Origin of the sequence: Calothrix sp. NIES-2098, from assembly GCF_963875125.1 — a bacterium.
Classification (GTDB): domain Bacteria; phylum Cyanobacteriota; class Cyanobacteriia; order Cyanobacteriales; family Nostocaceae; genus Aulosira.
Window position 1 is genome coordinate 8,504,883 of sequence record NZ_CAWNKJ010000001.1, and the last position, 26,556, is coordinate 8,531,438.

Annotated in this window: 26 protein-coding genes; 10 read left to right on the forward strand and 16 right to left on the reverse strand. The window is 40.7% G+C overall.

Annotated features, from left to right (window positions below):
- The first annotated feature begins 519 nt into the window (after positions 1-519).
- Positions 520-780 (forward strand): hypothetical protein, encoded by a 261-nt coding sequence (locus AACU33_RS35725; RefSeq protein WP_096594965.1) that lies wholly within the window; start codon positions 520-522, stop codon positions 778-780.
- Between the two features lie 19 nt (positions 781-799).
- On the opposite strand, the gene AACU33_RS35730 is transcribed toward AACU33_RS35725, so the two are convergent.
- Positions 800-1,750, reverse strand: a complete 951-nt coding sequence (locus AACU33_RS35730; RefSeq protein ID WP_096594966.1) for an ROK family protein — start codon at positions 1,748-1,750, stop codon at positions 800-802.
- 86 nt (positions 1,751-1,836) lie between these two features.
- Between AACU33_RS35730 and AACU33_RS35735 the strand changes: the two genes are divergently transcribed.
- Positions 1,837-2,043, forward strand: a complete 207-nt coding sequence (locus AACU33_RS35735; RefSeq protein ID WP_096594967.1) for a hypothetical protein — start codon at positions 1,837-1,839, stop codon at positions 2,041-2,043.
- Positions 2,044-2,050: 7 nt separating this feature from the next.
- Here AACU33_RS35735 and AACU33_RS35740 read toward each other — a convergent pair whose 3' ends face one another.
- From AACU33_RS35740 to AACU33_RS35770, 7 genes are all read right to left on the reverse strand, one after another.
- The gene (locus AACU33_RS35740) at positions 2,051-2,833 is read right to left on the reverse strand and encodes a Mut7-C RNAse domain-containing protein (RefSeq protein ID WP_096594968.1); all 783 of its coding nucleotides are present in this window, start codon (positions 2,831-2,833) and stop codon (positions 2,051-2,053) included.
- A 203-nt stretch (positions 2,834-3,036) separates the two neighbouring features.
- Positions 3,037-4,278, reverse strand: a complete 1,242-nt coding sequence (gene argJ / locus AACU33_RS35745) for a bifunctional ornithine acetyltransferase/N-acetylglutamate synthase (RefSeq protein WP_096594969.1) — start codon at positions 4,276-4,278, stop codon at positions 3,037-3,039.
- 965 nt (positions 4,279-5,243) lie between these two features.
- Entirely contained in the window at positions 5,244-6,719 is a 1,476-nt protein-coding gene (gatB, locus tag AACU33_RS35750) for an Asp-tRNA(Asn)/Glu-tRNA(Gln) amidotransferase subunit GatB (protein ID WP_096594970.1), read from the reverse strand.
- A gap of 114 nt (positions 6,720-6,833) precedes the next feature.
- On the reverse strand, positions 6,834-7,802 hold the full coding sequence (locus AACU33_RS35755) for a glutathione S-transferase family protein (protein WP_096594971.1): 969 nt from the start codon (positions 7,800-7,802) through the stop codon (positions 6,834-6,836).
- 76 nt (positions 7,803-7,878) lie between these two features.
- Positions 7,879-8,169: an Asp-tRNA(Asn)/Glu-tRNA(Gln) amidotransferase subunit GatC gene (gatC, locus tag AACU33_RS35760; protein WP_096594972.1), complete on the reverse strand. Its 291-nt coding sequence runs from the start codon at positions 8,167-8,169 to the stop codon at positions 7,879-7,881.
- A gap of 98 nt (positions 8,170-8,267) precedes the next feature.
- The gene (locus tag AACU33_RS35765) at positions 8,268-8,789 is read right to left on the reverse strand and encodes a photosystem I assembly protein Ycf3 (protein WP_096594973.1); all 522 of its coding nucleotides are present in this window, start codon (positions 8,787-8,789) and stop codon (positions 8,268-8,270) included.
- A gap of 192 nt (positions 8,790-8,981) precedes the next feature.
- Positions 8,982-9,665 carry an SOS response-associated peptidase gene (locus AACU33_RS35770; protein ID WP_096594974.1) on the reverse strand — a complete coding sequence of 228 codons (684 nt, stop codon included), beginning with the start codon at positions 9,663-9,665 and terminating at the stop codon, positions 8,982-8,984.
- A gap of 203 nt (positions 9,666-9,868) precedes the next feature.
- On the opposite strand from AACU33_RS35770, the gene AACU33_RS35775 reads away from it, so the two are divergent.
- Complete coding sequence (locus AACU33_RS35775; RefSeq protein WP_096594975.1) at positions 9,869-10,480, forward strand: glutathione S-transferase family protein; 612 nt, start codon at positions 9,869-9,871, stop codon at positions 10,478-10,480.
- Between the two features lie 87 nt (positions 10,481-10,567).
- Here the strand turns inward: AACU33_RS35775 and AACU33_RS35780 are convergent, their stop codons facing one another.
- Positions 10,568-10,795 (reverse strand): DUF167 domain-containing protein, encoded by a 228-nt coding sequence (locus AACU33_RS35780; protein WP_096594976.1) that lies wholly within the window; start codon positions 10,793-10,795, stop codon positions 10,568-10,570.
- Entirely contained in the window at positions 10,767-11,189 is a 423-nt protein-coding gene (locus AACU33_RS35785) for a DUF2809 domain-containing protein (protein WP_096595505.1), read from the reverse strand. The genes AACU33_RS35780 and AACU33_RS35785 overlap by 29 nt, the downstream gene beginning before the upstream one ends.
- Positions 11,190-11,731: 542 nt before the next feature.
- Between AACU33_RS35785 and AACU33_RS35790 the strand changes: the two genes are divergently transcribed.
- A complete protein-coding gene (locus AACU33_RS35790) occupies positions 11,732-14,446 on the forward strand; it encodes a zinc-dependent metalloprotease (RefSeq protein ID WP_096594977.1) in 2,715 nt (904 codons plus the stop codon).
- Positions 14,447-14,861: 415 nt separating this feature from the next.
- Here AACU33_RS35790 and AACU33_RS35795 read toward each other — a convergent pair whose 3' ends face one another.
- Together AACU33_RS35795 and AACU33_RS35800 are read right to left on the reverse strand one after the other, a co-directional pair.
- A complete protein-coding gene (locus AACU33_RS35795) occupies positions 14,862-16,724 on the reverse strand; it encodes an ArnT family glycosyltransferase (protein ID WP_096594978.1) in 1,863 nt (620 codons plus the stop codon).
- Positions 16,725-16,904: 180 nt separating this feature from the next.
- A complete protein-coding gene (locus AACU33_RS35800; protein WP_096594979.1) occupies positions 16,905-17,537 on the reverse strand; it encodes a hypothetical protein in 633 nt (210 codons plus the stop codon).
- Positions 17,538-18,152: 615 nt separating this feature from the next.
- Between AACU33_RS35800 and AACU33_RS35805 the strand changes: the two genes are divergently transcribed.
- Both AACU33_RS35805 and AACU33_RS35810 read left to right on the forward strand, forming a co-directional pair.
- Positions 18,153-18,485, forward strand: a complete 333-nt coding sequence (locus tag AACU33_RS35805; RefSeq protein ID WP_096595506.1) for a DUF565 domain-containing protein — start codon at positions 18,153-18,155, stop codon at positions 18,483-18,485.
- A 5-nt stretch (positions 18,486-18,490) separates the two neighbouring features.
- On the forward strand, positions 18,491-19,531 hold the full coding sequence (locus AACU33_RS35810) for a glycerate kinase (protein WP_096594980.1): 1,041 nt from the start codon (positions 18,491-18,493) through the stop codon (positions 19,529-19,531).
- 89 nt (positions 19,532-19,620) lie between these two features.
- Here the strand turns inward: AACU33_RS35810 and AACU33_RS35815 are convergent, their stop codons facing one another.
- Positions 19,621-21,078: a protein adenylyltransferase SelO gene (locus AACU33_RS35815; RefSeq protein ID WP_096594981.1), complete on the reverse strand. Its 1,458-nt coding sequence runs from the start codon at positions 21,076-21,078 to the stop codon at positions 19,621-19,623.
- A gap of 305 nt (positions 21,079-21,383) precedes the next feature.
- On the reverse strand, positions 21,384-21,959 hold the full coding sequence (gene rimJ, locus AACU33_RS35820) for a ribosomal protein S5-alanine N-acetyltransferase (RefSeq protein WP_096594982.1): 576 nt from the start codon (positions 21,957-21,959) through the stop codon (positions 21,384-21,386).
- Positions 21,960-22,426: 467 nt separating this feature from the next.
- Between rimJ and bioB the strand changes: the two genes are divergently transcribed.
- Positions 22,427-23,440 (forward strand): biotin synthase BioB, encoded by a 1,014-nt coding sequence (gene bioB, locus AACU33_RS35825; RefSeq protein WP_096594983.1) that lies wholly within the window; start codon positions 22,427-22,429, stop codon positions 23,438-23,440.
- 83 nt (positions 23,441-23,523) lie between these two features.
- Here bioB and petL read toward each other — a convergent pair whose 3' ends face one another.
- Positions 23,524-23,619, reverse strand: a complete 96-nt coding sequence (gene petL / locus AACU33_RS35830) for a cytochrome b6-f complex subunit PetL (protein WP_086756995.1) — start codon at positions 23,617-23,619, stop codon at positions 23,524-23,526.
- A gap of 189 nt (positions 23,620-23,808) precedes the next feature.
- Here petL and aroB point away from each other — a divergent pair, with 189 nt between their 5' ends.
- Genes aroB through AACU33_RS35845 form a run of 3 tightly spaced genes read left to right on the forward strand, consistent with a single transcriptional unit; the run spans position 23,809 to position 25,678 of the window.
- Positions 23,809-24,900 carry a 3-dehydroquinate synthase gene (gene aroB / locus AACU33_RS35835; protein WP_096594984.1) on the forward strand — a complete coding sequence of 364 codons (1,092 nt, stop codon included), beginning with the start codon at positions 23,809-23,811 and terminating at the stop codon, positions 24,898-24,900.
- A gap of 47 nt (positions 24,901-24,947) precedes the next feature.
- Complete coding sequence (locus AACU33_RS35840; RefSeq protein ID WP_096594985.1) at positions 24,948-25,523, forward strand: Uma2 family endonuclease; 576 nt, start codon at positions 24,948-24,950, stop codon at positions 25,521-25,523.
- A 5-nt stretch (positions 25,524-25,528) separates the two neighbouring features.
- Positions 25,529-25,678 carry a hypothetical protein gene (locus AACU33_RS35845; RefSeq protein ID WP_339376469.1) on the forward strand — a complete coding sequence of 50 codons (150 nt, stop codon included), beginning with the start codon at positions 25,529-25,531 and terminating at the stop codon, positions 25,676-25,678.
- 30 nt (positions 25,679-25,708) lie between these two features.
- Here the strand turns inward: AACU33_RS35845 and AACU33_RS35850 are convergent, their stop codons facing one another.
- Complete coding sequence (locus AACU33_RS35850) at positions 25,709-26,014, reverse strand: hypothetical protein (protein WP_096594986.1); 306 nt, start codon at positions 26,012-26,014, stop codon at positions 25,709-25,711.
- Between the last annotated feature and the right edge of the window lie 542 nt (positions 26,015-26,556).

Genomic DNA, 26,556 nt, shown 5'->3' on the forward strand with positions numbered 1-26,556 from the left:
TACCTTAAATTGTTTTGTTCTCCAGGCTTGCCTAATTTTTTACTAATAATTCTTATAGAATGCCAGCTAGACAACAGCACATGACAGAAATATGGTCTTAGGTAATAGATGCGATCGCCTTGACTTATAACTCTATTGAGTCAGTCATATCAAGGCTCACTATCAACGTGCTGAACCTATTGTTAGAGCCTGGCAATAAGCAATATTTTTTAGCTGATAGTTGATTTAGATCTGCTATATTGCCAATCAATAAGCGCAAATTCTTTAATCTTGACGGGCTTTATAATACTAATAAAAAAATGCGATGGTTAGATAATAATGTTCCTTACGAATAATTTATATGTCGCCAACATTATTTGAATTAGTATAAGATAAAAATTAACCTAAAAAAATAAACTACAGCAAAATGAGCCACTTATGATGATTCGATAATGCGCTTGTTTTGTTATAATAACTTTTGAGTGTGATTGTCTATCAGGACGTATATGGGCATAGTTATTATATAAGTTTTGAAAAAATATGAGTGATATTGAACGTCTTGAGAAACTAATAGAGTCTAACGCTAAGTCAATTCAAGCTTTAACTGATTTAGCTAGTAGCATTTTACCTAGGCTAGATGATATGCAACGGCAAATGGTGAATATGCAGCGTCAAATGATTGATAATCAAAGAAGAATTGATAACAATACAGGAGATATTAGAGATTTAGCAGCAGATATTAGAGAGTTAACACTGGAAAATCAAAGAATTTTAAAATACTTAGAATCTCGTAATCAATAAATAGTATTGCCGAATCAATTTACTCGAAGGCAGATTGAGCAAGTGCAACAGCACCCCATAAAGGCGCATCATCACCTAAAGCCGCTGGGACAATTGCAAAATCAACTTCTGGTAGTGCTGTCTCCCGCGCCATGTGACGTAGAATTTCCCACCATCTATTACCAGCTTTGGTGACGCTTCCACCTAAAATAAACAATTGTGGGTTTACTAAATTCGCTACATTACCAATACCCACACCTAGCGCCCAAGCCGATTTTCGTAAAATCTCTTGAGCAAAATCATCTCCCATAGCCGCAGCTTCACTTATTAATTGCCCTGTGAGTAACTCTAAATTATCGCCTACTAAATCCCGGAGAATTTTTCCTATTTTGGGTTCGTTTACTAATACTTCGCGTGCATTTTGCGCCATATAGGGGCCAGAAGCTAAACGTTCTACACATCCTCGTTTACCACACAAACATACAGGGCCAGCTGGGTCTACAACTACGTGTCCGATTTCACCAGCCATTCCTCCAAAACCTCGCCAAGGCTGACCATTGAGTATCCAACCACCACCGACACCTGTGCTAATGGTGATGTAAAACAAGTCATCAGAACCTTGACCTGCGCCAAAGCGATGTTCGCCTAAAGCAGCAATATTGGCATCATTATCTACATAAGTAGGAACGCCAAACTCTTTCTCTAGTAAGTCTTTGAGGTGAATATTTTCCCAACCAGGAACGTGATGAGAAAGTCTTACTGTTCCAGTGGTAGCGTCTACTGGCCCCCCAAAGCTGACACCAATAGCCGTTGGTTTAGTATCTTGCAGCAAAGAGTGAATGAGCGATCGCATAATTTCTAAATCGGTGTTAGCATCTGCATTCATCGGAGAAAGGCGACGTTCATAACGCAGCCATTGTCTAGAACCAAGATTTACCGTGGCTGCTGCTAGCTTAGTTCCGCCAAAGTCGAGGGCTAATATTGATGTCACCGAATACTCCTGATTTATTTCTTGAGAAAGAGGTTTGCGATCGCAATAAATTTAACACTATAGAAAACGCCATAATTTAGTAACTCATGAATTCTGAACAGTCGCAACCACTCATCGATTTCTCTGACGCTAAAGAACCTGCGCGCTCTCTTGAGCTAGAAAAAGATACAATACCACCAGAAGCAGAAAATCTTGAACAAAACCCACTTTCTGAGAATTTTGATGACCAAGAAAAAAGTGCAGATAAGGTTGGAGAAGACCAAATAATTTCTGCCAATATTAGTGCAGGGTAGGAGCATTTCATTTATTTGGCTCAACAGCTAAGACTCGATCGCTAACTTTTTCTGATTCAAGTACGCCATCAATAAACTGTTGCAAGCGTTCATAATGTGTCCCTTTCCAATAAATCTGCTTGCATTCTTGGCAGTGATGAAATTCATGATTTTGCAATTGCACACTTTCTGGCAATTGGTCAATTATTGTTTCCTTCTCTATAGTTTCTAGCAATCCATTGCACCGCAAACATCTTTGAAAAGGCGATACTAACTTAAATAAATCGAAGCGTCGCAACACTTCCAATATTTGCTGCTGCGGATTAGTACTTCTGACATAATAGCCATAGGTTACTAAACTACGCATCAATAAACCTTTATCACGAGTCAACAGAATCCTTACTTGTGTATGGGATATCTCTGCTAATTCCTCATCAGTATAATCATTACGATATAAAGTATCAAAGCCTAGAAGCCTTAACGATGTCGCTAGTTTTCCTAAATGAATATCGACAACAAAGCGGATAGTACTGAGCGATTGTGGACGAACTGAAACTGTTGGTGTAGTAAGAGAACTTACAGAAATAGGATAGATGTTGATGTCATCTCCATCCCGGACAATATAAGAAAAATCTACATAATTATCGTTTACTTTTATACAATCAACTTCTGGATGAGGAACACCTAAAGACTCGATCGTGTCTTTGATTGAAGCTCTCTCACTAAATTTATGAATTATTTTGATTTGTCTTTTATCTCGTGGTAGAAAATCATTTAACTCAGCATAAAAATGGAAATAAGCAACAGCCATAACTAAATAATTAATAATTCGTAATTCGTAATTTTTATCTACACTTAATTGTGTGAGGTTGTGACCATATTGGCTATTACAGCCAATGTGGGACTACTAAAAATAGGGTAACATCTTCGTCAGAAGAGAGTTTCCACCAAGGTCAAAATCCCTGCCTGAAAATATCTTTAACTACGAATTACGAATTACCAATTACGAATTCCTTAAGTCGTGTATTCGGCGTTAATCTTCACATAGTCATAACTTAGATCGCAACCCCAGGCTTTACCTGTACCATGACCATTTCCAACGCTAACAGAAATTAATACTGTATCTTCTTTAAGATACGCACCTTGCGCGGCATTTTTTAAATAAGCACTAGCTGCTGCACGATCGAAAGAGAGAGGTTGACCATTTTCTAATAGTAAGAAATCGCCTAGCTTGATTTGCAAATTTTCTTGCTCAAAAGGTACACCTGCACGTCCGGCGGCGGCGGCGATGCGTCCCCAGTTGGGATCGCGACCAAAAATTGCAGATTTCACGAGGGATGAACCTGCAATAGTTTTAGCTATTTGACGTGCTGATAGTTCATCATGAGTTCCCGTAACTTGCACTTCAATCAAACAAGTTGCACCTTCACCATCACGGGCGATCGCTTTTGCTAAATGCTGGCAAACTGCTGTTAACATCGCTTCTAATTTTTCCGCTTCCGGCCCCATTTCCATAATAGCTGGGGTACGGGATTGACCATTTGCTAAAGCGATTAAGCTGTCATTGGTGCTGGTATCACCATCCACAGTAATAGAGTTGAAACTTCTGTCAGCCGCACGACTTAACATTTGTTGCCAAAGTCCTGGCGACACAGCCGCATCACAGGTGACAAATGCCAGCATAGTTGCCATGTTGGGATGAATCATCCCCGAACCTTTGGCAATACCACCAATGCGCACGGGGCGATCGCCTATAGTTGTCTCTAGGGCAATCGATTTAGTCACCAAATCTGTAGTAATAATTGCCCCGGCTGCTGCATCTGAGCCTGTTTCTGAGAGTGCTGCTACTAGTTGAGGAATTGCGGCTTTGAGTTTCTCCATCCGGATTCGCTGTCCAATTACCCCAGTTGAAGCCAATAATACAGAGTCGCTGGAAATATTCAAAGCTTGGGCTACTGCCATAGCTGATTCTATGGCATCGACCCAGCCTTGACTACCTGTTGCAGCATTTGCTTGCCCTGCATTGCAGAGAATCGCTCGCGTATTATGCTTGGCTTGTAAGCGTTGACGACAATAATCTACGCAAGCGGCTTTAACTTGACTGGTGGTGAATACACCTGCTGCGATCGCTTCTACATCTGACAATATCAAAGCTAAATCGGGTAATCCTGAAGGTTTTAACCCTGCGGTAATTCCTGCGGCCCGATAACCCCTTGGTGCTGTAATCCCACCAGTAATTTCCTGCCAGTCTGCCATGATTATTCCCCCCGTAACTATACAGTGGCTCGACTGGCGATTATATCAAGTCTTATGCAATTCAAAATTCAAACTTCAAGATTCAAAATAGACTTTCATAGGCGTTAGCGTCACTTCTCCCTAAGGAAGCTTACACCTTCATGAGAGAATAAATATATTTTCTCTTCTGCCTTATTTCCCAGTCAAAACGCAGATAAAAAGTGAAAAAGGAGAGCCACTTGGGCAGCTCTCCAGATCATCAGGGTGCATCTATATAGCACATTATAACATCTTTGCTGTGAGGGGCAATACCCCTTAAGCTGAAATTTAAAAAAAATAGTAAATAGTTAAGTTGGTTTTTCAGTTTATACCAGAATCAAAAACAGATCCACTTGCACAGTTTTCCAGATCGTTCGCTTGGCATCTAAACTGCATATCATTGTACGTCTGAGGGCTAATACCCATGATGAAGTTGGCTGATTGCAAAGATATGATGAAGAGCGATCGCCGCATTCCAAAAAAAAGAGAGAGCTACTTGGGCAGCTCTCCAGGTCATCAGGGTGCATCTATATAACATAAGTATAGCACTTTTGTGATGATGGTCAACACCCCCTAAGGAGAATTTTTTAGCTAAATCTTTAAAAAAATTTTTTACCTTAATTAGTAAAGAAAAAGAAGAGCTACTTAGAGCGCTCTCCAGACCATCATGGTGTATTCAATTAACAGAGTATAGCAATTTGGGATTGAGGGGTATAACCCATCTTCATAATTTCTTTTTGTAACAGTTGTGTAAAGCAAGTACGAGAAATATACTTAGCGATTTGTCCATCCACAGACGACGTAGGGACGCGAAGAATAAAATTTTCCCCACGTCCCCATATCACCCCAATCTATCGAAATTTGCAGTTCTATCAATTATCCCTTTGTAGGGACGGGGAAACCCCACCCTGGAATTAATGACAAGCAATCATTACATTGAATCGCTATTAAGAATTCAGTTTCTTCTCTACCAATTCATTAGTCAGCCTCGGATCGGCTCGTTTTTCGGTCTTTTTCAACACTTGTCCGACAAAGAAGCCTTTGAGATTAGTATTACCATTGCGGTATTTTTCTAATTCTTTGGGATTGGCGGCGATTACTTCATCTACGATTGGTTCCAATACAGCAGGATCGCTAATGAGTTCTTGACCTGCAAAAGCTTTCTCTGGAGATACGCCACCAAGCAAGTCTGGTAACTTTTGTTTAGCTTGGGCGTTACTGATTTTACCCTGTTCAATCCGAAGAATAACATCAGCTAAATTTTGGGGACTCAAACCGATTTCGCTGATGCTAAGTTTTTGCTTATTCAGATAAGCTGCAATATCTTGGGTAATCCAGTTAGCGGCGGCTTTCGGACTTGCACCTGCCGCGATCGCTGCTTCAAAATAGTTAGCAACAGGCTTATCTTCTGTCAAAACTCCTGTATCGTAGGCAGAAAGCCCTAATTCAGTTTCGTAACGATGGCGTTTTTGTGCGGGGAGTTCGGGAAGTTCGCTACGCCAAGTCTCTAATTGTTCTCCTGAAACCTCTATAGGTGCTAAATCTGGTTCGGGGAAATAGCGATAATCGCTGGAACCTTCTTTTGTCCGCATACTAATTGTACGTTGCGAACCTTCTTCCCACAGACGAGTTTCTTGGATAATGCGATCGCCTGCTTCTGTGGCTGCAATTTGCCGTTCAATCTCATATTCAATCGCCTTTTGGATGGCGTTGAATGAGTTCATGTTTTTAATTTCTACTTTTGTGCCAAACTCTTTTTGTCCTACCGGACGAATCGAGATGTTAACATCGCAACGTAAAGATCCTTCTTGCATATTGCCATCGCTGACGCCAAGATAGCGTAAAATCCGCCGCAATTCTTGGGCATATGCAGCAGCTTCTTGTCCAGAACGCAGATCTGGTTCAGAAACAATTTCGACTAATGGCACGCCCGCCCGATTGTAATCTACCAGAGAATAACTAGAACCGGAAAGACGCTCGCTACCTGCGTGTACTAATTTACCTGCATCTTCCTCCATGTGCAGACGAGTGATCCCAATGCGCTTGCGAGTTGGATTTCCGTCAGCATCTACTAATTCAATTTCTAACCAACCATGTTCGGCGATGGGCAAGTCATATTGCGAAATTTGGTAATTTTTCGGGAGATCGGGATAGAAATACTGCTTACGGTCAAATTTGCTGTATTTAGCGATTTGACAATTTAGTGCTAAACCAGCCTTGACGGCATATTCGAGAACTTTTTGGTTGAGAACTGGTAAGACTCCAGGTAAACCCATACAAACTGGGTCGATGTTAGTATTGGGGTCTCCACCAAATGCCGTCGAGCTGGTAGAAAAAATCTTGGTATTGGTACTCAGCTGACAATGGGTTTCTAGACCAATAATCGCTTCGTACTCAGTTTTTACGGTTGTAGCAGAAGTCATAAAATCAAAAATCAGGCATAATCCTTATTTAGGGTACTATTGTAGCTGCCTTATCAGTGGCGCTAAATTCGGAAATAGTAGTGATTGCTGAGTCTGGTAGATAGGGATTGCCGATTAGATAGGTAGGCGATCGCGATCGTGAGGCGCATCAAAATCAATCAACGGCCCTTTCGGTACAATCCTTGTAGGGTTAACCTTGTTATGACTCTTGTAATAATGCCGTTTGATATGGTCTAAATTACAAGTTTCCTTCACTCCCGGCACTTGGTAGAGTTCTTTAAGATAATTCCACAGATTAGGATACTCAACAATGCGGCGGATGTTGCATTTGAAATGCACATAATAAACTGCATCAAAGCGAAACAAAGTAGTAAACATACACCAATCCGCCTCAGTAATTTTATTACCGCAGAGATAGCGTTGTTTGTCTAACACTTGTTCCCAATAATCGAGAGCAGCAAATAATTCTGTTACGCCCTCGTCATAAGCCAACTGACTAGTAGCAAACCCCGCGCGATAAACGCCATTATTAATTGGTTGATAAATCTTATCGATTGTCTCGTCAATTACTTCTTGTAACTCTTGCGGATAGAAGTTAACATCTGTTTTCGCCAAAGCATCGAATTCTGTATCAAACATCCGAATGATTTCGCGAGATTCATTATTAACAATTGTCTTTGACTGAGTATCCCATAAAACTGGCACTGTCACCCGCCCGCTATAGTTAGGGTCAGCTTTGAGATAAAGTTGCCAAAGATATTGAGTACCGTTAACTGTATCGGGAATCGCTCCCGGTTCGTCAGTAAATTCCCAACTATTTTGATCGATTACCGCCCCAACAACCGATAAACCAATTACATCCGTCAGCCCTTTTAACTGACGCATAATTGCAGTGCGACAAGCCCAAGGACAAGCCCAAGAAATATATAAATGATAACGCCCCGGTTCAGCTTTAAATCCACTAGAGCCATCGGCAGTAATTTTATTGCGGAAAGTAGTTGAGGGACGGATAAATTTTCCTTGGGAATCTTCTTGCTCCCGTTCCGATATCCACTTTCCATCTTTGAGGATTCCCAAAGCCATAATTACCTCCTTAAACCTTGGTCAAGAGTCAAGGGTCAAGATTAATTACTCTGGACTTTTGACTCTTGACTATTAACTATTCAGCATTGAGAATTTTTGGTACTTTGAAAAATTCCCCTTCCTGTTCGGGCGCACAGTTGAGAATGGCTTCCCGGTCAGGATAGGGTTGTAGTTCATCCTCTCGCGTTACATTGCTAACATCAATTGCCCTTGCTGTGGGAGGGACATCACTGACATCTAGCTCATTTAACTGCTCGATATAATCAAGGATGCTTCCCAGCTGAGTGGTGAATTGCGTCTCCTCTTCTGGTGTTAACTCTAAACGAGCCAGAAGGGCTACTTTATGGACTAGTTCGCGATCGATCATTTTTTATTAGTCGTCATTGGTCAAGAGCCATTATTCCTTAGCCATTGGTCATTCGTCATCGGACAACAGACAAAGGACAAATGACCAAGGACTATTGTCTAAAAGAATACGTCAATTTGCATTCTTCCAGTGGTTTTCAGCCAGTTTTGGGCTTCAATGTAGTTATTCGGAGCCATGCGAATCGCTCTAATCCAATAGTCGGCTGCTTGGTCAAATAGTGCTTCCCCACCGTCGTGATCCCCAGCTTCTTTGAGCTTTTCGCCTTGGTAGTGATAAATCACGGCGATGTTGTTTAAGGCTTGGGGTAGACGGGGGTTTAACTCAATAGCCTGGTGGTACAATTCTAAGGCTTTGTCATGGTCGCCGTTGCTGGCATAGATTAGTCCCATATTGTAGAGGATATAGCCGCGATCGTTAGGATCTTCCTCTAATGTCAGGGCTTCTTCGTAGTATTCCAGGGCTTCAGCATATTCGCCTTCTGCTTGAGCCGACATACCATCTCGGTAATAAACAAACGCTTCTTTAGCTTTTCTGTTGGTTGGCAGTATCTTGAGAATGATATCCGCCATGACTGTAAAGGATTTGTCAATAAAGTTATCGTTTTTCTGTGTTCTTGGCATACTTGCCTCTGTAGGGTTGCAGCTATTGGCTCAAAAGATGCCCTTCATGAGAGTTTGTTTATAGGTCGTGTGGGCATAGGCGGAACCTTCCTATTTTCCTGCTTTAGTACACTGGATGAAAGGGAAAGCCACAAATTGTATCGACCTGTAATTTGGCGATCGCTATACTTAATACTTAATTCTACTTATTTCTCAGGGATTATTTTCGCCGATCGGCTGGATGCAGTCTGGGGTATTATGCTGAGGTTTGTTTACCACAGCGCTCACTGGGTAGCTAGTCATGGCTGCGGCTGGATAAGGGCGCAACACCTGTTGTAGTACTTCAGGTTTTTGCTCTTGCGGGTCTAACCACAAATTGTAATCGTCAGGAGCCAGAATTACTGGCATCCGATCGTGGACTGGTTGGAGTACTTCGTTAGCTGCTGTTGTCAAAATTGTACAAGAGGCAATTTCTTCTCCTTCAGGAGATTGCCATTTCTCCCACAAACCAGCAAAAGCAAAGGGTTGCCCATTTTGAAAACGAAAGTAAAAGGGTTGTTTTTTGTGCTGTTGTCTTTGCCATTCATAGAAGCCATCAGCCAATACTAAACAGCGTCTATACTTAAAAGCTGAACGGAAAGAAGGTTTTTCCGCTACAGTTTCTGCTCTAGCATTGATGAGTTTGGCTCCTATTCCTGGGTCTTTGGCCCATGAGGGGATTAACCCCCAACGTAACTCCTGAAATTCACGCTTGTGGCTTTCAGGTTTGTGTACCACTGTCGCCACCATTTGCGTAGGTGCAATGTTATATTGCGCTGCTAAGTCGGGAACTGCTTCGACATCAAAAGCTTGAGCTAATGCTGCTGCTGTCTGGTTTAAAGTAAATCTTCCACACATATTTTTATTTTCGACCACAGATTAAAATCAAACATCTAAAATTATGATAAATAATTAATAGTTTTTTATTTCTTCAGATAATTCTATTTCTCGGTTAGATACTGAATATAAATCAGAAAATATCCGGTTTTTTGAAAATCATTTGGTAAGATATTGTATTTTGAACCCCCCCTTCTGCACATATTCCCTATTATATTTTTGGCATGGAAATATTACGGCTGTACGATTTTTTACCTTCAGGTAATGGCTATAAGATACGTCTTCTATTGACACAAATTGGGATGCCATTTGAAAGAATAGAAGTCAACATCATCAAAGGCGAGACTCGAACACCGGAATTTTTAAGTAAAAATCCTAACGGTAAAATTCCCCTTTTGGAGATTGAACCAGGAAAATACTTAGCAGAATCAAATGCCATATTGGTGTATTTAAGTGAAGGCACAGAATTTCTACCTTATGACAGATTTCTGCGCGCCCAGGTACTGCAATGGCTATTTTTTGAACAATCTAGCCATGAACCTTTTATCGCTACATCGAGATTTTTAATCTCTATTTTAGGTAAGCCCGAAGAGTACCAAGAAGCGATAAAACAACGCCAAGAACCTGGTTATGCTGCATTAAAAGTGATGGAAAACCACTTAAGCTCTCATAGCTTTTTTGTAGGAGAGCGCTATACTATTGCTGATATTGCTTTATTTGCCTACACTCATGTAGCAGATGAAGGTGGATTTGATTTGGCACAGTTTCCAGCTATTCAAGCTTGGATAGCAAGAGTCAAATCTCAGTCAGGATATATCAGTATTTATCAAGAGTGAAAGCATGATTTTTTCTACAGTTATCAGTTAATAGTTATCAGCATAAAGCTGATAGCTGTTAACTGGCAGCTTTCTCTTAAGTTAATATTAAATATCTGTATCAATTTCCACTAATTTTTGTCGAGAAGTCGCACCTAATTTAATTTTAATATGGGATTTTGGTACATTAAATTTTTCTGCTAGTAGTTTAATTAACTCTTCATTAGCTTTTCCATCTACTGGCGGAGATTTTAAATGTACATTCAGACTACCGTCACTTTGTTCTTCAATCTTTTGCTGTTTGGAATTAGGTTTCACTTTTACTTTTTTTTGCATTGCTGATTCCTTGTAATTGCTTAAGCCATAACCAACCTAAAGCACAACCCAAAAGATAATGTGGAAAATCCCACCAAGCAAAGGTAGTGCCAAGCAACCATTTGCCTATCAATGTAGCGCGGATATCTTCCAACAATGGAGGATGCCAAAGTTGTAAAAATTCGAGTATACAGGTAACAATAAAAACCCAGATGGAAATTTGTGTGACTGCTCTTTGACTGCGGACAAACCAAAATGCAAACAGACACCAAAATATTTCATAAAATACAGCAGCTCCGTAGTTGTTAAACCACAGATGGGCAGGCCCGGTATAGTACTTAAAGAAAAAGCCCATCACTACGACGATGAGTGCAGACAAGATGATAAATGTTGATTGCTGACGATTTTGGCGCATTTTTGCAGATTTAGAGACTAAGCAAGATTTTAGCCTTTCCAATCTTGTTTTCTTAGCTCCTAGCAATACCATCCCTTCCGATTTGGAGTCAGGAGTTAAGTCCTGAGTAGAAAGTTATTTGCACTGTACACATTCATTATGCGGGATGCGGGGCGATCGCACTTTGCAGTCTCGAAGACACGTGAAGCCGCAAAATGTAGCTGTAAATACATCTTTCTCGGATTTTTTGGCTTTAAATACAAAATAATTGTCAAAAAACCTATCTCTTGAGTTAGAAATTGTATCTATCTAAAGACATAAATATTTGCTATATAATAAATTTCATCTTACAAATGGATAGTTGCCCACAAATTCTAAAAACACACTGTTTTTCTGTTAGTAGTGTTTTTCCAGACGATAAACGATTGTTTGTTTGACAAAGGTGGATTGATTGAGTGCGTAATTGCTAAGTAAGTGTTTGGAACGTATTGGCTAGGCTGACAGACGCATTAATCCACATTTTTTCCTCAAAACGAGAACCGCTTCACGTGGAAAGCTAAAGGATGAAATACTGGATCGGGAAATTAGCAATCTTTACAGTCTTGCTTTACAACGTGGTACTAGGAACTAATTACGCCACCGCCAGCCAACTTGCAAATATATATGTGCAGGGATTAAATACAGTTCCAGTAGTTGAAAACTTAGCGAGTGCTGAAAATACTTTTGGTGAGAATAGAAAAGAAGATTACCGTCGATTTCGCGAGTTAATTAAAGGAACAGAGAAATTAGAGGGGATATTCACGGTTTATCGCAGTCATGAAGATGGCAGAATTTATTTAGAACTAGCACCAGAACAGCTAAATAAAAACTACTTAGCTACAGTGACATTAGAATCTGGGCTGGGTGAAAGTGGGATTTATAGTGGATTACCGCTTTCGGATTTTCTCTTCTACTTCCGGCGAGTAAATAATAATTTACACTTTGTGGTTCGTAACGTTAAATTCCGTACAGAACCCAGCGAACCAGAACAGCGATCGCTTGCTCGTTCCTTTAGCGATTCAGTTCTTTATGCAGTAGAAATAGAAACTATCGATCCGCGTAGTAAAAATATTTTGATTAACCTGGATAGTCTGCTGATGCAGGATTTTTCTGGTTTAACACCGCTATTAAAATACTCTTTACAAGCTGATTATCGTCTAGAAGCAAGCAAGTCATATTTTGATGATATTAACAGCTTCCCCGAAAATCTAGAGATTGATTCAATTTACGGTTTTTCATCACTAGAAGGAGCAAATTTAGCTACTTTACCTGATAGTCGGGCACTGTCTTTAAAAGTACACTACAGTTTTTCCCAACTGAGAGAAAACAACGGTTATATTCCCAGACTTGCCGACGATCGCGTGGGATACTTTATTACTGCTTTTCAAGATTTTTCTCACAATCATACTCAAGAACCATTTGTACGTTACATCAATCGTTGGCATCTAGAACCATCCGATCCCAACGCACCTTTATCTCCTCCGAAAAAACCCATTGTGTTTTGGATTGAAAATGCTGTGCCATTAGAGTACCGCGATGCAATTCGTGAAGGCGTTCTCATGTGGAATAAAGCCTTTACTAAAGCAGGATTTGAAAATGCTATTGAAGTGCGGCAAATGCCAGATGATGCTGATTGGCAACCTGGAGATGTGCGTTATAACACTATTCGTTGGTTCAATTCTCTAGATGCAGGTTTTGCTCAAGGGCCGATGCGCGTTAACCCCTTCACCGGGGAAATATTGGATGCAGATATTATCGTAGATGCGGGGATGGTGCGTTCAATTCAGCAAGAATATCGCGCCTTGATGGATGCAAGTTCTAGTAAGAACCCATGTCAAAATGTGGGGGAAAGGCAGATGGCAGAAGGTAAGAATTCTATGCTTCTGCCTTCTTCGGAAATCTGCTTTGGTAAAGAGTCTTTAGATCAAGCCGCTATGGGGGCGTTGGCGTTATCTCTATTGCAGAACACTACACCGAGTAGTGAAGCAATGAAAGAGTACGTGCATCAATATTTGCGTTCTGTAATCGCCCACGAAGTCGGACATACTCTGGGTTTGCGCCACAACTTTCACGGCAGCACGATGTTAGCGCCCCAGGAGTTAAATAACACCGAAGTCACCCACAGCAAAGGTTTAGCAGGTTCGGTGATGGATTATTTACCCGTGAATATCGCACCGCAAGGAGTACAGCAAGGCGAGTATTTTCCAGGTGTTATTGGCCCTTATGATGAATGGGCAATTGAGTATGGTTATAAGAGAAGCCCTCAAGCTGCGCTGGAGTCTATAATGCCAGAAGCAGAAAAAAGCTTTTTGGAACAGATTGCATTGGCTTCGCCGCAACCAGAATTATCTTACGCTACCGATGAAGATATCTGGGATATCAATCCCTTGGCAAATCTCTGGGATATGAGTAGCGATGTACTTGTTTATTCCCAGTGGCAAATGGATAATGCTCGTGTAATGTGGCAACGACTTGATAAGCGTTATCTCCCGAAAGGAGAAAGCTATAGCAATCTGCGTATTTTATTTAATCGCGTCCTAAGATATTATTTTCGCAACGCCACCTTAGTTTCTCAATACATTGGTGGGCAATCATTTCGGCGCGTCCATGCTGGTGATGACACGTCTTGGGCATTTGTACCAGTTTCAGCAATCAAACAACGTCAAGCTTTAGCCAAGTTGCAAGAGTATGTCTTTGCAGAGGATGCTTTTCATTTCTCGCCACAATTGCTGAATCAGTTAGCACCGTCACGCTGGCAACATTGGGGTAATCCCATACCTAACGATCGCCTCGATTATCCCATACACGATCGCATTTTGAGCTTCCAAACTAGAATACTGCGATCGCTGTTAAATAGCGATCGCCTGAATCGTTTACAAGATATAGAATTAAAAACACCACCTGGGGAAGCCCTCTCCATACCCGAACTGTTTGATACTCTCCAAAAAGGCATTTGGACAGAAGTTTTAACTCTAGAACAACCAAAGTCAATATCTAGCATCCGCCGTTCATTGCAACGGGAACATCTGAAGATTTTACTAGAGATGATGTTGCGTAATACTGAAGCCCCAGAAGATGGACGTACGCTAGCTTGGTATGAATTGCGCCAACTGCAAACAGCTATTGATAGCAGGCTGAAACAATTTGGTGAAAATCTTGATATTTCTACGCTAGCCCATTTGGAAGTTTCGAGCGATCGCATCACTAAAGCTTTAAATGCACAGATACTCTCTCATTAAGATGATTTTGCTATGTGATGGGCAAAATCAGTAAATTGTCAAGCTTTGTTGCAACTTACTTTTAGGTAGATAAATTATCGCTACCTTGAAGATAACTCTGCACAGAAATTAAGCTGGGGGAGATAGTAGCCATGATGGGAGTAATGTTGGTTTCGATTTTCTGCTTGCTTTGGCTGGTTGGCTTTACACTTTTGGCAGAAGCTTGGTTTTATGAAGAAGAACAGCAGTAAAGATCGTCTGTATTGTTAAAAGAAGCTTTCAAGCTGGTTAAATAGGTCATCATCTGGGGTATTTGTGCGTCTATATCTTGCCGATTGAAAACGCCATAATACCCCATTTCTCTATAGTCTGAAAATTGCCAAATAATCTTCTTATTGAATGACTGTAGCTGACTACTTTGGTCTATAGAGTTTGCTTAACTGGATATTTTTTCATTACCAAAAGATGAGGATATATCCAGTTTTTCATTTTTGATTTTTTTCACAGGAACTCTAACTAGATAATAAGCACCCTTGCCGGTTATGTACTGATAATCATCAGGCGGCAAGCCCATGTGTACAAATCTGTCATGCTCTGCTAAAAGTAGCACTGAGCTAGTTTTGACTGGCTTAGTAATCTGCTTGTTAATACGATCTACAACTTCTTGTGCAGACGGTAAGTAGGTGACGTGCTTATGGCTGTAAAATACCACACTAGGTTTTTTGAAGCCAAGCATGACTAATTCTTCATTTGGTTGTTGTACTTGCACTATTGCCGCAGACAATTCTCGCAAAGGTAGCTGACGCTGTTGATCCATCACCAATAAAGCAGGCATCAAAACTACAATAAAAAATGCGACAAAACCTAGCAGGTTTGCACTGATAATCCACCGCCAATTACGCGTCAGGATGGAAGCTGCAATGATGATGGCACAAAGCAGCCAAATCATACCTCCCATAATTGGCAAACCCAACTGTTGAATTAGCTGATATAAATTGGGTGCAGCCGGATCTCGGCCGACTAACTTAGATAATTGAAATAAGGCTACTGCCACTGCTGATAAAAATACTACATTCACCCAAGCGCTCCAGAAAAAGGATTTGGGGGCTGGGGAAGGTGTTTGCGTATCTGAAATTAGGTTGCTCCATAATAGTGCCACTAAAATGGCTGCTGCTGGCATTAATGGCAATACGTAACTGGGGAGTTTGGTGACAGCAATTGTAAAAAATCCAAAAACGCCAAAAAACCAGATGCAAGCAAATAAACCTAATTGTTGAGAACGTTCTTGAGAAAGCCAATGCGATCGCTGCCAAAACTTCAGCTCGATCAAGGCTGCGGGTAAGTAGATTGAGTATGGTGCAAACCCTAACAGCACTACCAGAAAGTAAAAATACCAAGGTGCTGAGTGACCGTTAACTACCTCTGTGAAGCGTTCGATGTTGTGATAACCAAAAAAAGCATTAATATAAGTCCAACCATTACGCCAAATTACTAAGGCATACCAGGGAACTGATAAAACTAAAATAATTAGCATCCCCATTAAAGGACGCATTTCTTGCCATACTTCTCGCAACTTTCCTTGATAGAGTACAAATGCACCGATAATAATCCCAGGCAGGACAATCCCCACAGGCCCTTTGGTTAAAATTGCACCAGCAATTAGTACATAACAAGCTAAATACCATTTATTAGGTAATTTTGAATTAGCAATCGGGAATTGTGAATTGCTTGCGTACCCCAGAAAAAAGCATAGTAAGGCTGATGCGATGCACCCAGTCAGCAGCATATCGGAGACGCCAATTCGTCCCCAAGCAATCATTTCTGGGGTAAGGGCGACGATTGTTGCTGCTAAAGCGGCTGTTAAGTAACGACGAACGGGGCGTGAAACTTGTTCTAATTCATCTTGTCTGGCGAGCGACCAGTGTACTGTGTAAAAAGCTAAACTAACTACTCCCATCGCTGCAAGCACTGATGGTAGTCGTACTGACCACTCATTTACGCCCATAATTGTATAGGCGATCGCCTGACACCAGTAAATTAAAGCAGGCTTATCGAAGCGAGTCTCTTCATTAAAATAAGGTGTGATCCAATCCCCTCTTACTAGCATTTGACGGGAAGCTTCGGCAAACAGTGGTTCTGTTTCATCTACTAAGCCAACGTTGCCTAAATTCCATCCATAAGCTATCCAACCAATTACAATCAACCACAGAACCGACACAGCCACGGCAAGGGCTGGACGCTTTAGTATATTTTTAAACCACTCGTCAAAATTGTGGGGAAGGCTCAATTTCATCTTCATTACTTATCAGTCAATGGTTAATAGCCAATAGTCATTAGTCGTTGACTAGTTATATTTTGTTCTTTATTATTTCTGCTTTTGGTTCGCTAATTAACTCTGGACTGTTAACTGTTGTCAGGGCGAGTTTAACTCATATATCTATTTACTAGATAAATATTTTGCCAAACCCGCCCCTACTGGCTACTGAGTAAGGATCAGCTGCCATTCTTGCTTTTGGGAATCCCATTTAGGTAAGGATGTTTCTCCAACCACATACGGGCCCCAGTAGCGACGGGAACCATCTTGTGCAAAGGCTACTACAATATCTCCCTTCTCTAGCTTTAAATTACCGTTAGGTAAAGATAGCAGCATTCCCCTTTCACTTCCTTCTTGAGGCGCAAAATCCCAATGTGCTGGGATCTCAGACTGCGTTTGCGCAGCAGAAGAGCTTTTGTGTGAAGACTTTCTGGCTAGTAGGGCTAATCGCACAGGCTGATTAGTTTGGTTGCTCATGCGTAAAGTTCCGCGATCGCTGGCATTTCCAACTGAGTCTTGACTATATGCCAAGCGAGTAGTAACCTGACTAGTGCTATGTTCTACTTGGTTACTTGCGGTAGTTACTGAATTGGAAACGTTAGTGGAGGTAAATGTTTCACGAGCAACAGCTGACGATGGATTGCTTGAAACCAGAGGAGTTTCATTGGGCTGTGATGAAGCTGCGTCTGGATCTGTCGTCTCAAAAGAAACACTCATCCCAAAGCACCCCACCAGTAACCCTAACAGTCCTAAAGAACAGGCTAGAACAGCAGCGTTACGATACACTGACGTTTTCATAATTGATAGTTATTAGAAATAAGTATTTGTCTAGGCTTGACCAAATAGTAGCCTATTCTTTGGAGTTGCAGGCACAGAAACTGCCTACTATAGAGTCTCCTGAAATCAAGTCATGCTATGTATCATAAGTAGCATTTTCAGGAAACATACTAGCAAAAACAATTACCTTGATTCTCTATGCAAAAATCAGGTAGAGACCCGATGAATCGAGGCATTATCTTTGAGGAAATATCAACTAAAACAAACAATATGATACATAGCTAGGAAGTTTTTTCGGAGAAGCACAAAGAGCAATTTGGATGTTAGAAGTAGCGATCAAAACAAAGCATATAGCTACAAACCCTGAAATTTTTTTGGGGTATGAGCTTTATTTTTTTTAATATTTCACGCTTCATCTTTTAAGATAACTCTTCTTGTTGAGGGGTGAGACCTCACATGCAAAAATTCTCTGAGGATCTGTGCTTTCTGAAGATGACACCAGGTATAAAATTTAATCGACACTGAACAACCAAATAAATATCTAAACTACTGCTAAAACAAGCTTATGCTAAAACCGATATCCTCAAAAAGAGAAATATCTCATGATTTCTTGACTTGTTTATTGCCATCCCAATCATGCAAAACACCCGTCTGAATAACTTGCTTGATGCCATTGCTAGACGCTTGGAACAATGGTTTATCAACCCGTGGCGGCGCTTTTCGCTACTGATTATGAGTTTTTTGTTTGGGACTTTTCTGGGAACGGCAATTTCCACTACAGCTGGACAGAAGGCTGAATTGGACATTGTTGTCGCAGCGTTTTTAGTATTTTTAACAGAAATTACTAGCAGAATATTCTACAGCCGTAGCTTTTTATCTAAGCGATCGCTATGGATAGAATCGCTAAATATTCTCAAGGTTGGTTTTACCTACAGCCTGTTTATTGAAGCCTTTAAGCTTGGTTCGTAAAGATTATGGATTCATGGCTGAGTGAGATTTTCACAACAAATACAACTACGGAAACTTGGTTGAGACAAGCAAAAGCAGCAGCTTTAGCAGATAATTTCCGGGCGCAAGCTTTTGGAATTACACCAGAAAATGTGGATGAAGTCATCCAAGCGCGATCGCAGTTACTCAAATCTGTGCTTCCAGCTTTTCGCGAGTTTTGCCAAACTACTGTGCAAGTACAACCCCAAGCGATGTTACCTATCCTCTGGGATTTGTGGCTACCTTTAGCAATCAAAATAGCATCCCAGCGCCAAAAATTGGGACATCCTTTCATTCAGGGAATTTTAGGAGTACAGGGAACTGGTAAAACCACAATGTGCCAGGCACTAACCTTGATTCTGCAAGAGTTAGGATACCGCACTTTGAATTTATCTTTGGATGACTTATACAAAACCTATAGCGATCGCCTAATTTTAACCCAACAAGATCCCCGCTTAATTTGGCGCGGGCCGCCAGGAACCCACGATATCGATCTCGGCTTGAATTTACTAGATCGGATTCACCAGTCACAAAGTCCAGTAGTCGTCCCTCGGTTTGATAAATCAGCTTACAACGGTGCAGGCGATCGCACTACTCCAGAAATTGTCTCAGACGTGGATATTTTGCTATTTGAAGGTTGGTTTGTGGGAGTGCGACCCATCGATCCACAGGTTTTTGATAACGCACCACCACCTATTTTCACAGACGAGGATCGCTCCTTTGCTCGCGATATGAATCGTCAGTTAGAGAATTATCTGCCGCTTTGGGAACGCTTGGATAGTTTAATAGTTTTATATCCAACTGATTATCGCTGTTCCTTAACATGGCGCAAACAAGCAGAACAGCAGATGATGGCAGCTGGTAAGCCAGGAATGAGCGAACAAGAGATAGAACAATTTGTCAATTATTTTTGGCGATCGCTTCACCCAGAATTATTTATTAAACCCTTGCTTAAGTCTGCGAATTTAGTTATTGAAATTAATGGCGATCGCAGTTTTGGGAAAATCTATAGCAATTCCACAAATTAAAAATACTTTGTGCCTTAGTGCCTTAGTGGTAAAGAATATTGAACCACAAAGACACAAAGACACAAAGAGAAAAGAATCATGATAGCTACCTAATTAACTGATTGAATTTGGTTAATTAGTTCATAAAATGGTTGCCAATTATCTGACTGTGCAATTGGTTCCCAAACAGACTCAATTACAGGTCTTAATAAAGCTGTTTTCGGATTATAACGCTTCAAAGTTTGGGCAATTATCTCCATTTGTTCGGGAGCAAAATTATTTAGAATCTTATGGTATAAAATACACCAATTATCAAAAATCGCTGATGATCCCGTAGCTGGTACAATATCCGAACTATGCAAAACAAATGCTGGGTCATCTCGCCACTGAATTGAAAAGGTGCGAGCCATCTCATAAAAGAATTGGTGATAACCAACCTGGCTATCTTGTAAAAATTCTAGTGTTAAGGGAAAAAGCTCATCAAGTTCGGGCACTAGCAACTGTTCAAAGCCTAACTTTTTCAACATCAAAGAGCGATATTCTGCCCGATAATATTCATCAAAGCTAGCTAATCCATGCTCCATATCACCTCTATCAATGATTGCTTTTAAAGGTTCTTGAAGCATTTCTAAATTTAACTTACAAATACCTGGCTGATGGCTGTAACAATAGCGTCTATAGTAATCAAAATATGCCGCAGTAAAGTAGGGATCGTAAGTAGGAATAAATGCATAAGGGCCGTAGTCAAAACTCTCCCCTGTGATTGACATATTATCCGTATTTAAAACTCCATGACAAAAACCAGCTGCCATCCACTGAGCTACAAGTTGGGCTACCCTTTTAACTAATTCTGCATAAAATAGGGAATATTTCTCTGTTTCTGTATTTAGGTGACGATAATAATGCTCAATTACATGGTCTAATAACTTTTGGGTTAAATCTGGACGGCGTAAATAGTGCGATCGCTCAAAAGTTCCAAACCGAATATGAGAACTACTCATCCTTACCATTACAGATGAGCGAGTTGGCGAAGGTTCGTCACCCCGCCACAGAGATAAACCTGTTTCAATCGTGCTTAAACAGCGTGAGGTGCGTACACCCAAGTAATGCAAAGCCTCAGCAGCTAGAACTTCCCTAACCCCACCTTTAAGTGTCAGCATCCCATCACCACCACGAGAGTAGGGCGTTCTACCAGAACCTTTTGTGCCAAAATCGTACAATTCGCCATCAATACCGCGTACTTGTCCGTAGAGAAAGCCTCTACCATCACCTAAAGCAGAGTTATATTCGCCAAATTGGTAGCCATGATAACGCAAGGCTAACAACGGTTTGCGCTCTTGAAATTTGCCAAAGGCGTTAATAAAATCTTCATCAGTAACAGTTTGGGGATTTAGCCCTAGTCGCGGTAGAACTGCGTCATTGCGCCAGCGTAGTATATGTTGAGGAAATTCCGCTGCTGCTACTTCGTCGTAGTAGTCATTGCCTAAAGATTCTAAAGCTGGTTCGTATTTGAGGCGAAGAAAAGGATTGCTAGAATTTGTTTGGTTGGGAGTTTCAGCCAGAGTCATTACAAATAAAGCTTGATTAATTCTTCTCTTAATAGTACCTCTGGCATTACTGGTTCATTGCAAAAGTTTTGTCGATACCGGAATAAAGTCTCGACTAAGAACTGACTGAATACTGAGATAAAAAAGTGGGAATACGATCGCTAGTATCATATTCCCCTTCACCTGGTGTTGCTGAAGCAACTTGGTATGAACTCCAAATACTATTACATTCGATTGTGGAGTTGTTGTGTATTTTGTATGGAATTGCTATGAATTTTTTTTATGTTTCAATAGTAACTAGTAAAAGTCACTCTCAGATTATTGAGCTAAGTTTTAGATATTTGCCAGTTAGAATTAGTGAGACTTGTCAGAATATGATCTTGCCATTGCCCATTAATTAACAAATAGTCTCTGGCATATCCTTCAACAACAAAGCCCAGTCTTTTAAGTACATTACCACTGCGTTGATTGTGAGGCATATAATTTGCCATAATACGATGCATATTTAATTCTTGAAAAACATACTGATTAGCTGCTTGTAGTGCTTCTGTCATGTAGCCTTTGCCTTGTGCAGTTTCTGCGAGACTATATCCCACAAAGCAAAAGTGAGCAGCACCCCGGACAAAATTACTAAAATTGACTGTGCCAATAATTTCAGTCAGATTTTTCTTAGGATAAATAAATAGTTTTAATGAGCGATCATTAATAAATTCTATTAAATTACCCTCAACCTGATATTGCCAGTATTTTTGTGTGAAAAATCCTTCAGCCCAAGCGGGATAATATGGCGTAAGATATTCTTTATTTTCGATAAAATATTTGAGAATCTGTGGTATATCTTCTTGAATACCGATTCTTAATAATAGGCGATCGCTTGTTATCAGGGGTAGCTCTGATTTCATAAGAATAAATACTTAAGTTGACTCCTTCACCAAAATTTTTTAGGTTATTTTAACCGTTCTCATGTGTAGTAAATTTGAGTTACTGGAATTGGGAATAAATAAAAAAGTGTAATTTAGTTTACAGAAATTTTATAAGCATTGTCCACAATTGATAAATTTATCAGCAGCGGCCTTTGTTATTCGATCTAACTTGAGGAAGATATTCCCAAAGGTTAACACTGTGACTGTTACCGGAGATTGCTTTGTTAAAGATTGGCAGAGCAAGTAATTTGACGGTGAATCTACTACACAACCAAAATCTTGATAAGCTGATTTCTAATATCTAAAGCAGATGGATGAAAAAGCGATCGCATTTCCAGCACAATCCGCAGCGTAAGTTTATGCGATCGCATTTCCAAATGCTGTATCTTAAGATATTCAACGAAAAGACAGCTCTTGATAAATCCAGCCTATAACAAGGATAAGTGATGTCGGTAGGAAGAATACGCTACGATTGGCAAGAAGCAGAAATACAGGCGATATACAATACACCATTGCTAGAGCTTATATATCAAGCTGCTAGCGTACATCGCCAATATCATGACCCAAAACAAATTCAAGTTTGTAAGCTCATCTCTATTAAAACCGGGGGTTGTCCAGAAGATTGTAACTACTGTGCCCAATCTTCCCGCTACAAAACAGAAGTAAAAGCCCAAGCACTTTTAGAAAAAGACACGGTAGTTAGCATTGCCCAAAAAGCTAAACAGACAGGCGTCAGCCGCATCTGTATGGGTGCAGCTTGGCGTGAGGTGCGAGACAATTCCCAATTTGAGACAGTCCTAGAAATGGTTCAAGATGTAACCGCTATGGGTTTAGAAGTCTGTTGTACCTTGGGAATGCTCACAGCAGAACAAGCCAAGCGACTGGAAGAAGCCGGACTTTACGCTTATAACCATAACCTGGATACCTCACGGGAGCATTACAGCACCATCATCACCACTAGGACTTATGACGATCGCCTGAACACAATTGAAAATGTCCGCCAGACTAATGTTACCGTATGCTCCGGCGGTATTCTGGGACTGGGTGAAACTGCTGAAGACCGCATTTCCATGTTACATACCTTGGCAAACCTCAGTCCTCATCCCGAATCTGTGCCCATTAATATTCTCTCGCAAGTACCAGGCACACCCCTAGAAAATCAGCCAGATGTCCCCATTTGGGATGTAGTGAGGATGATTGCTACAGCACGCATTGTTATGCCAGCTTCCGATGTGCGTCTCAGTGCCGGAAGGGCGAGACTTTCTCAAGTTGAACAAGCCTTCTGCTTTATGGCTGGAGCCAATTCTATCTTTTCCAGCGACGACAACAAAATGCTAACCGTGACCACTCCCTGTCCAGATTACGACACTGATAGGGAAATGCTGAACTTGCTGGGCTTAGAAATGCGTCCACCTGCTCAAAAAGAGGTAAAGGTGACAAGTCCTGCTGTGGTGGGATGATTGAGATTGTGGGGGAATGGGCATCTTGCCTATCCCCAATTAGCTGAAAGGTGGGCAATATGCCTACCCTACTTACTTATTGATTAAAGTATCTTGGCTGCGCGCAGACCGAACAGCAGACCAGATGCGATACCAACAAACAAAGCCAAGAAACCGATATAAGCTACCACTGCAAACATTTATCTTTCTCCACAATACTTCACTAAATATATTGAATCATTAGTTAGTGGGTATTGGTGATTGGTCATTTGTCATTTGTCCTCCTTGTCGCATTTTTTCCCACACTCCCCACACTCCCTTGTCCCCCTGCTTTTATTCCCCCAGATTGCGATAAAATACAGCCCACGGCGTGTTTTTGGGGCTGGGCAATGACTTCTGTAATTAAAGTGAATCTACCACAGCAATCTTATGAGATTGCGATCTCACCTGGAAGCTTAGATCGACTGGGCGAACAAATGAGCAGTTTGAAGTTAGGTAAGAAGGTACTGCTGGTTTCTAATCCGACGATTTTTAAACATTATGGCGCAAGAGCGATCGCATCTTTAAAAACGGCAGGATTTGAAGTGGCTAATTCCATCTTGCCCGCAGGCGAACGCTACAAAAACCTCAACTCGATTCAAAAACTCTACGATGCAGCTTTAGAAAACCGCTTAGAACGTTCCTCCACGATTGTGGCTTTGGGTGGTGGTGTAATTGGTGATATGGCTGGCTTTGCGGCTGCAACTTGGTTGCGGGGTATTAACGTGGTGCAAGTTCCCACCACACTTTTAGCAATGGTAGATTCAGCTATTGGTGGTAAAACGGGTGTCAACCATCCCCAAGGTAAAAACTTGATTGGGGCGTTCCATCAACCGCGCTTAGTATTAATTGATCCAGAGGTGTTGAAAACTCTTCCTGTACGGGAATTCCGGGCGGGAATGGCAGAGGTAATCAAGTACGGTGTAATTTGGGATGCGGAATTATTTGCCCAAATGGAAGCGAGTAAACACCTAAATCAACTCCGCTACATTAAACCAGAACTCATCGACGCTATCTTAACTTGCTCCTGTCAAGCTAAAGCCGATGTCGTCAGTAAAGATGAAAAAGAAGCTGGACTGCGGGCAATTCTCAACTATGGTCACACCATCGGTCATGCAGTGGAAAGCTTGACTGGTTATCGTGTAGTCAATCACGGTGAAGCTGTGGGTATTGGCATGGTAGCAGCCGGACAAATTGCTGTAGAACTGGGAATGTGGCAAAAAGAAGATACAGAACGTCAAAACGCTTTAATTCAGAAAGCAAGTTTACCGACGCAGTTACCATCTGGACTGGATATTGCAGCAATTGTTGACGCACTACAACTAGATAAAAAAGTGAAAGCGGGTAAAGTCAGATTTGTTTTACCAACACAAATTGGTGTAGTCACAGTTACCGATGAGGTTCCAGCAGAGACTATTCGGCAAGTATTGCAGGGAATGTAAACAATTCAAAATGCCAAAATAAAATTAGCTAACTGCTAATTTATGCCATGATCCTCCAAGCAAATAATCAACTGACCTTGCAAGAGTTCCTCAATCTTTCTCCAGGTGAGGGAGATGTCACCTACGAACTCGTTAATGGTCAAGCAATTGCTAAAATGTCACCAAAGTTTTTTCACTCCAAGCTTACCCACGCCTTTCTTAATCTAATTGAACAATGGTGTGAGGGAAAAGGGATAGTTTGTCCAGAATGGGCTATAGCATTAACCCGTCGAGGAAAAGATTGGGTACCAACACCGGATCTTTTGTACATCTCTAATAAACGTTTACCTCCTGAGTGGAACGAAGATGAAGCTTGTCCTGTTCCTCCAGATTTGGTGATTGAGATTATTTCGCCGGGACAAACTTTTGGGCAAATGGTGGCTAAAGCCAAAGATTATTTAGATGCTCAAGTTTTGCGGGTATGGGTGGTAGATACTAAAGCCAGAAGCATTACAGTGTTTTACCCAGATGCACCACCACAAACTTTTATGGGAGATGAATTACTCACAGATTCTTTGTTTGAAGGGTTGGAATTTACTGTTGAGCAATTGTTCCAAAAAGCGAAAATTCCATTGAATAGCTAAACTTGATGAAACGACCAAGCAGACGCAAGCGGGATGTAATCCTCATTGTAAAAAGGTGGGATAAATTTCAATCCGCCAAAACTCAACAGGAAATACAAAAAGAGTGCGATCGCTTGACAAGTGTTCCCAGTCAATTCCGCATAGCAGTACTATAGCAAACCCGAACACACAAATACATTGATTAATTATTTCATCCGAATTGTTTGTTGGACTGAAGTTCTTGCTATTTCGCGCAAAGCTTGAGCAATAGCATCTGCTTGTATGCACATACCAATACTTAATAAGGCAAGAACTCCAATCAGTAAACATAGATATTTATACTCAGATTTATAAGTGTTATTTTTTCTTTCTCTAGGTGATTTTGCATCTTCTATAACCCGATCATCCCTTAGAGAATTACCATAATTTTTTCTGTAAAATTCAAGGTTTAACAATTTTCCTCTATATAAGAATATAGAATCATCAGAAATATAATCTTCTTCCTTAGCCATTGCATTCTCCAATTAAATTCGATTTATAGTATTTAATACCGTCAAGCTTTAGTAATAAATTCTTATATAGCTTTATTCTCTAATAACTTTCTTTTGATAAAGAGATAAATAAATATAAAAGTAACGGTTAGTTCTCAAGGAGTGAGATAACTCCAATGTGATGACATTTTATCTAGGATATGCCAGGGGAGTACAAATACAATTATGTAAGTTAGTTGATGCAGTTTTACCCAATTTTTCTTTAAATTTTATACTCCAATCGTTGTATGTAACTGTCAGTAAAGTCATGATAAAAAACATGAAAATACCTTGATAATAGTGCAGATATGTGTTCGGAGTTAGCAAATTAATGTTTTTTTTGGATGACCATCAATAAAACATGATTTGATGCTAGTACATAGAATGTAATAGCAATATGCCGCTTTCTTTTGAGCAGCCAAGTTAAAATATTGTTGCTGCATTGTTCTGTAATTAAAGTCTGCGTGTTTTCAGTGACTTACACCAGGCAACTTTAGTAAATTCGCTACAACTTAAGCCTTTGG

Excerpts from the sequence above, each read along its gene's own strand:
- AACU33_RS35725 (WP_096594965.1), top strand. The coding sequence starts at position 520 with ATGAGTGATATTGAACGTCTTGAGAAACTAATAGAGTCTAACGCTAAG.
- AACU33_RS35735 (WP_096594967.1), top strand. The coding sequence starts at position 1,837 with ATGAATTCTGAACAGTCGCAACCACTCATCGATTTCTCTGACGCTAAA.
- AACU33_RS35740 (WP_096594968.1), bottom strand. The coding sequence starts at position 2,833 with ATGGCTGTTGCTTATTTCCATTTTTATGCTGAGTTAAATGATTTTCTA.
- argJ (WP_096594969.1), bottom strand. The coding sequence starts at position 4,278 with ATGGCAGACTGGCAGGAAATTACTGGTGGGATTACAGCACCAAGGGGT.
- gatB (WP_096594970.1), bottom strand. The coding sequence starts at position 6,719 with ATGACTTCTGCTACAACCGTAAAAACTGAGTACGAAGCGATTATTGGT.
- AACU33_RS35755 (WP_096594971.1), bottom strand. The coding sequence starts at position 7,802 with ATGGCTTTGGGAATCCTCAAAGATGGAAAGTGGATATCGGAACGGGAG.
- gatC (WP_096594972.1), bottom strand. The coding sequence starts at position 8,169 with ATGATCGATCGCGAACTAGTCCATAAAGTAGCCCTTCTGGCTCGTTTA.
- AACU33_RS35765 (WP_096594973.1), bottom strand. The coding sequence starts at position 8,789 with ATGCCAAGAACACAGAAAAACGATAACTTTATTGACAAATCCTTTACA.
- AACU33_RS35770 (WP_096594974.1), bottom strand. The coding sequence starts at position 9,665 with ATGTGTGGAAGATTTACTTTAAACCAGACAGCAGCAGCATTAGCTCAA.
- AACU33_RS35775 (WP_096594975.1), top strand. The coding sequence starts at position 9,869 with ATGGAAATATTACGGCTGTACGATTTTTTACCTTCAGGTAATGGCTAT.
- AACU33_RS35780 (WP_096594976.1), bottom strand. The coding sequence starts at position 10,795 with ATGCAAAAAAAAGTAAAAGTGAAACCTAATTCCAAACAGCAAAAGATT.
- AACU33_RS35785 (WP_096595505.1), bottom strand. The coding sequence starts at position 11,189 with ATGCGCCAAAATCGTCAGCAATCAACATTTATCATCTTGTCTGCACTC.
- AACU33_RS35790 (WP_096594977.1), top strand. The coding sequence starts at position 11,732 with ATGAAATACTGGATCGGGAAATTAGCAATCTTTACAGTCTTGCTTTAC.
- AACU33_RS35795 (WP_096594978.1), bottom strand. The coding sequence starts at position 16,724 with ATGAAGATGAAATTGAGCCTTCCCCACAATTTTGACGAGTGGTTTAAA.
- AACU33_RS35800 (WP_096594979.1), bottom strand. The coding sequence starts at position 17,537 with ATGAAAACGTCAGTGTATCGTAACGCTGCTGTTCTAGCCTGTTCTTTA.
- AACU33_RS35805 (WP_096595506.1), top strand. The coding sequence starts at position 18,153 with ATGCAAAACACCCGTCTGAATAACTTGCTTGATGCCATTGCTAGACGC.
- AACU33_RS35810 (WP_096594980.1), top strand. The coding sequence starts at position 18,491 with ATGGATTCATGGCTGAGTGAGATTTTCACAACAAATACAACTACGGAA.
- AACU33_RS35815 (WP_096594981.1), bottom strand. The coding sequence starts at position 21,078 with ATGACTCTGGCTGAAACTCCCAACCAAACAAATTCTAGCAATCCTTTT.
- rimJ (WP_096594982.1), bottom strand. The coding sequence starts at position 21,959 with ATGAAATCAGAGCTACCCCTGATAACAAGCGATCGCCTATTATTAAGA.
- bioB (WP_096594983.1), top strand. The coding sequence starts at position 22,427 with ATGTCGGTAGGAAGAATACGCTACGATTGGCAAGAAGCAGAAATACAG.
- petL (WP_086756995.1), bottom strand. The coding sequence starts at position 23,619 with ATGTTTGCAGTGGTAGCTTATATCGGTTTCTTGGCTTTGTTTGTTGGT.
- aroB (WP_096594984.1), top strand. The coding sequence starts at position 23,809 with ATGACTTCTGTAATTAAAGTGAATCTACCACAGCAATCTTATGAGATT.
- AACU33_RS35840 (WP_096594985.1), top strand. The coding sequence starts at position 24,948 with ATGATCCTCCAAGCAAATAATCAACTGACCTTGCAAGAGTTCCTCAAT.
- AACU33_RS35845 (WP_339376469.1), top strand. The coding sequence starts at position 25,529 with ATGAAACGACCAAGCAGACGCAAGCGGGATGTAATCCTCATTGTAAAA.
- AACU33_RS35850 (WP_096594986.1), bottom strand. The coding sequence starts at position 26,014 with ATGGCTAAGGAAGAAGATTATATTTCTGATGATTCTATATTCTTATAT.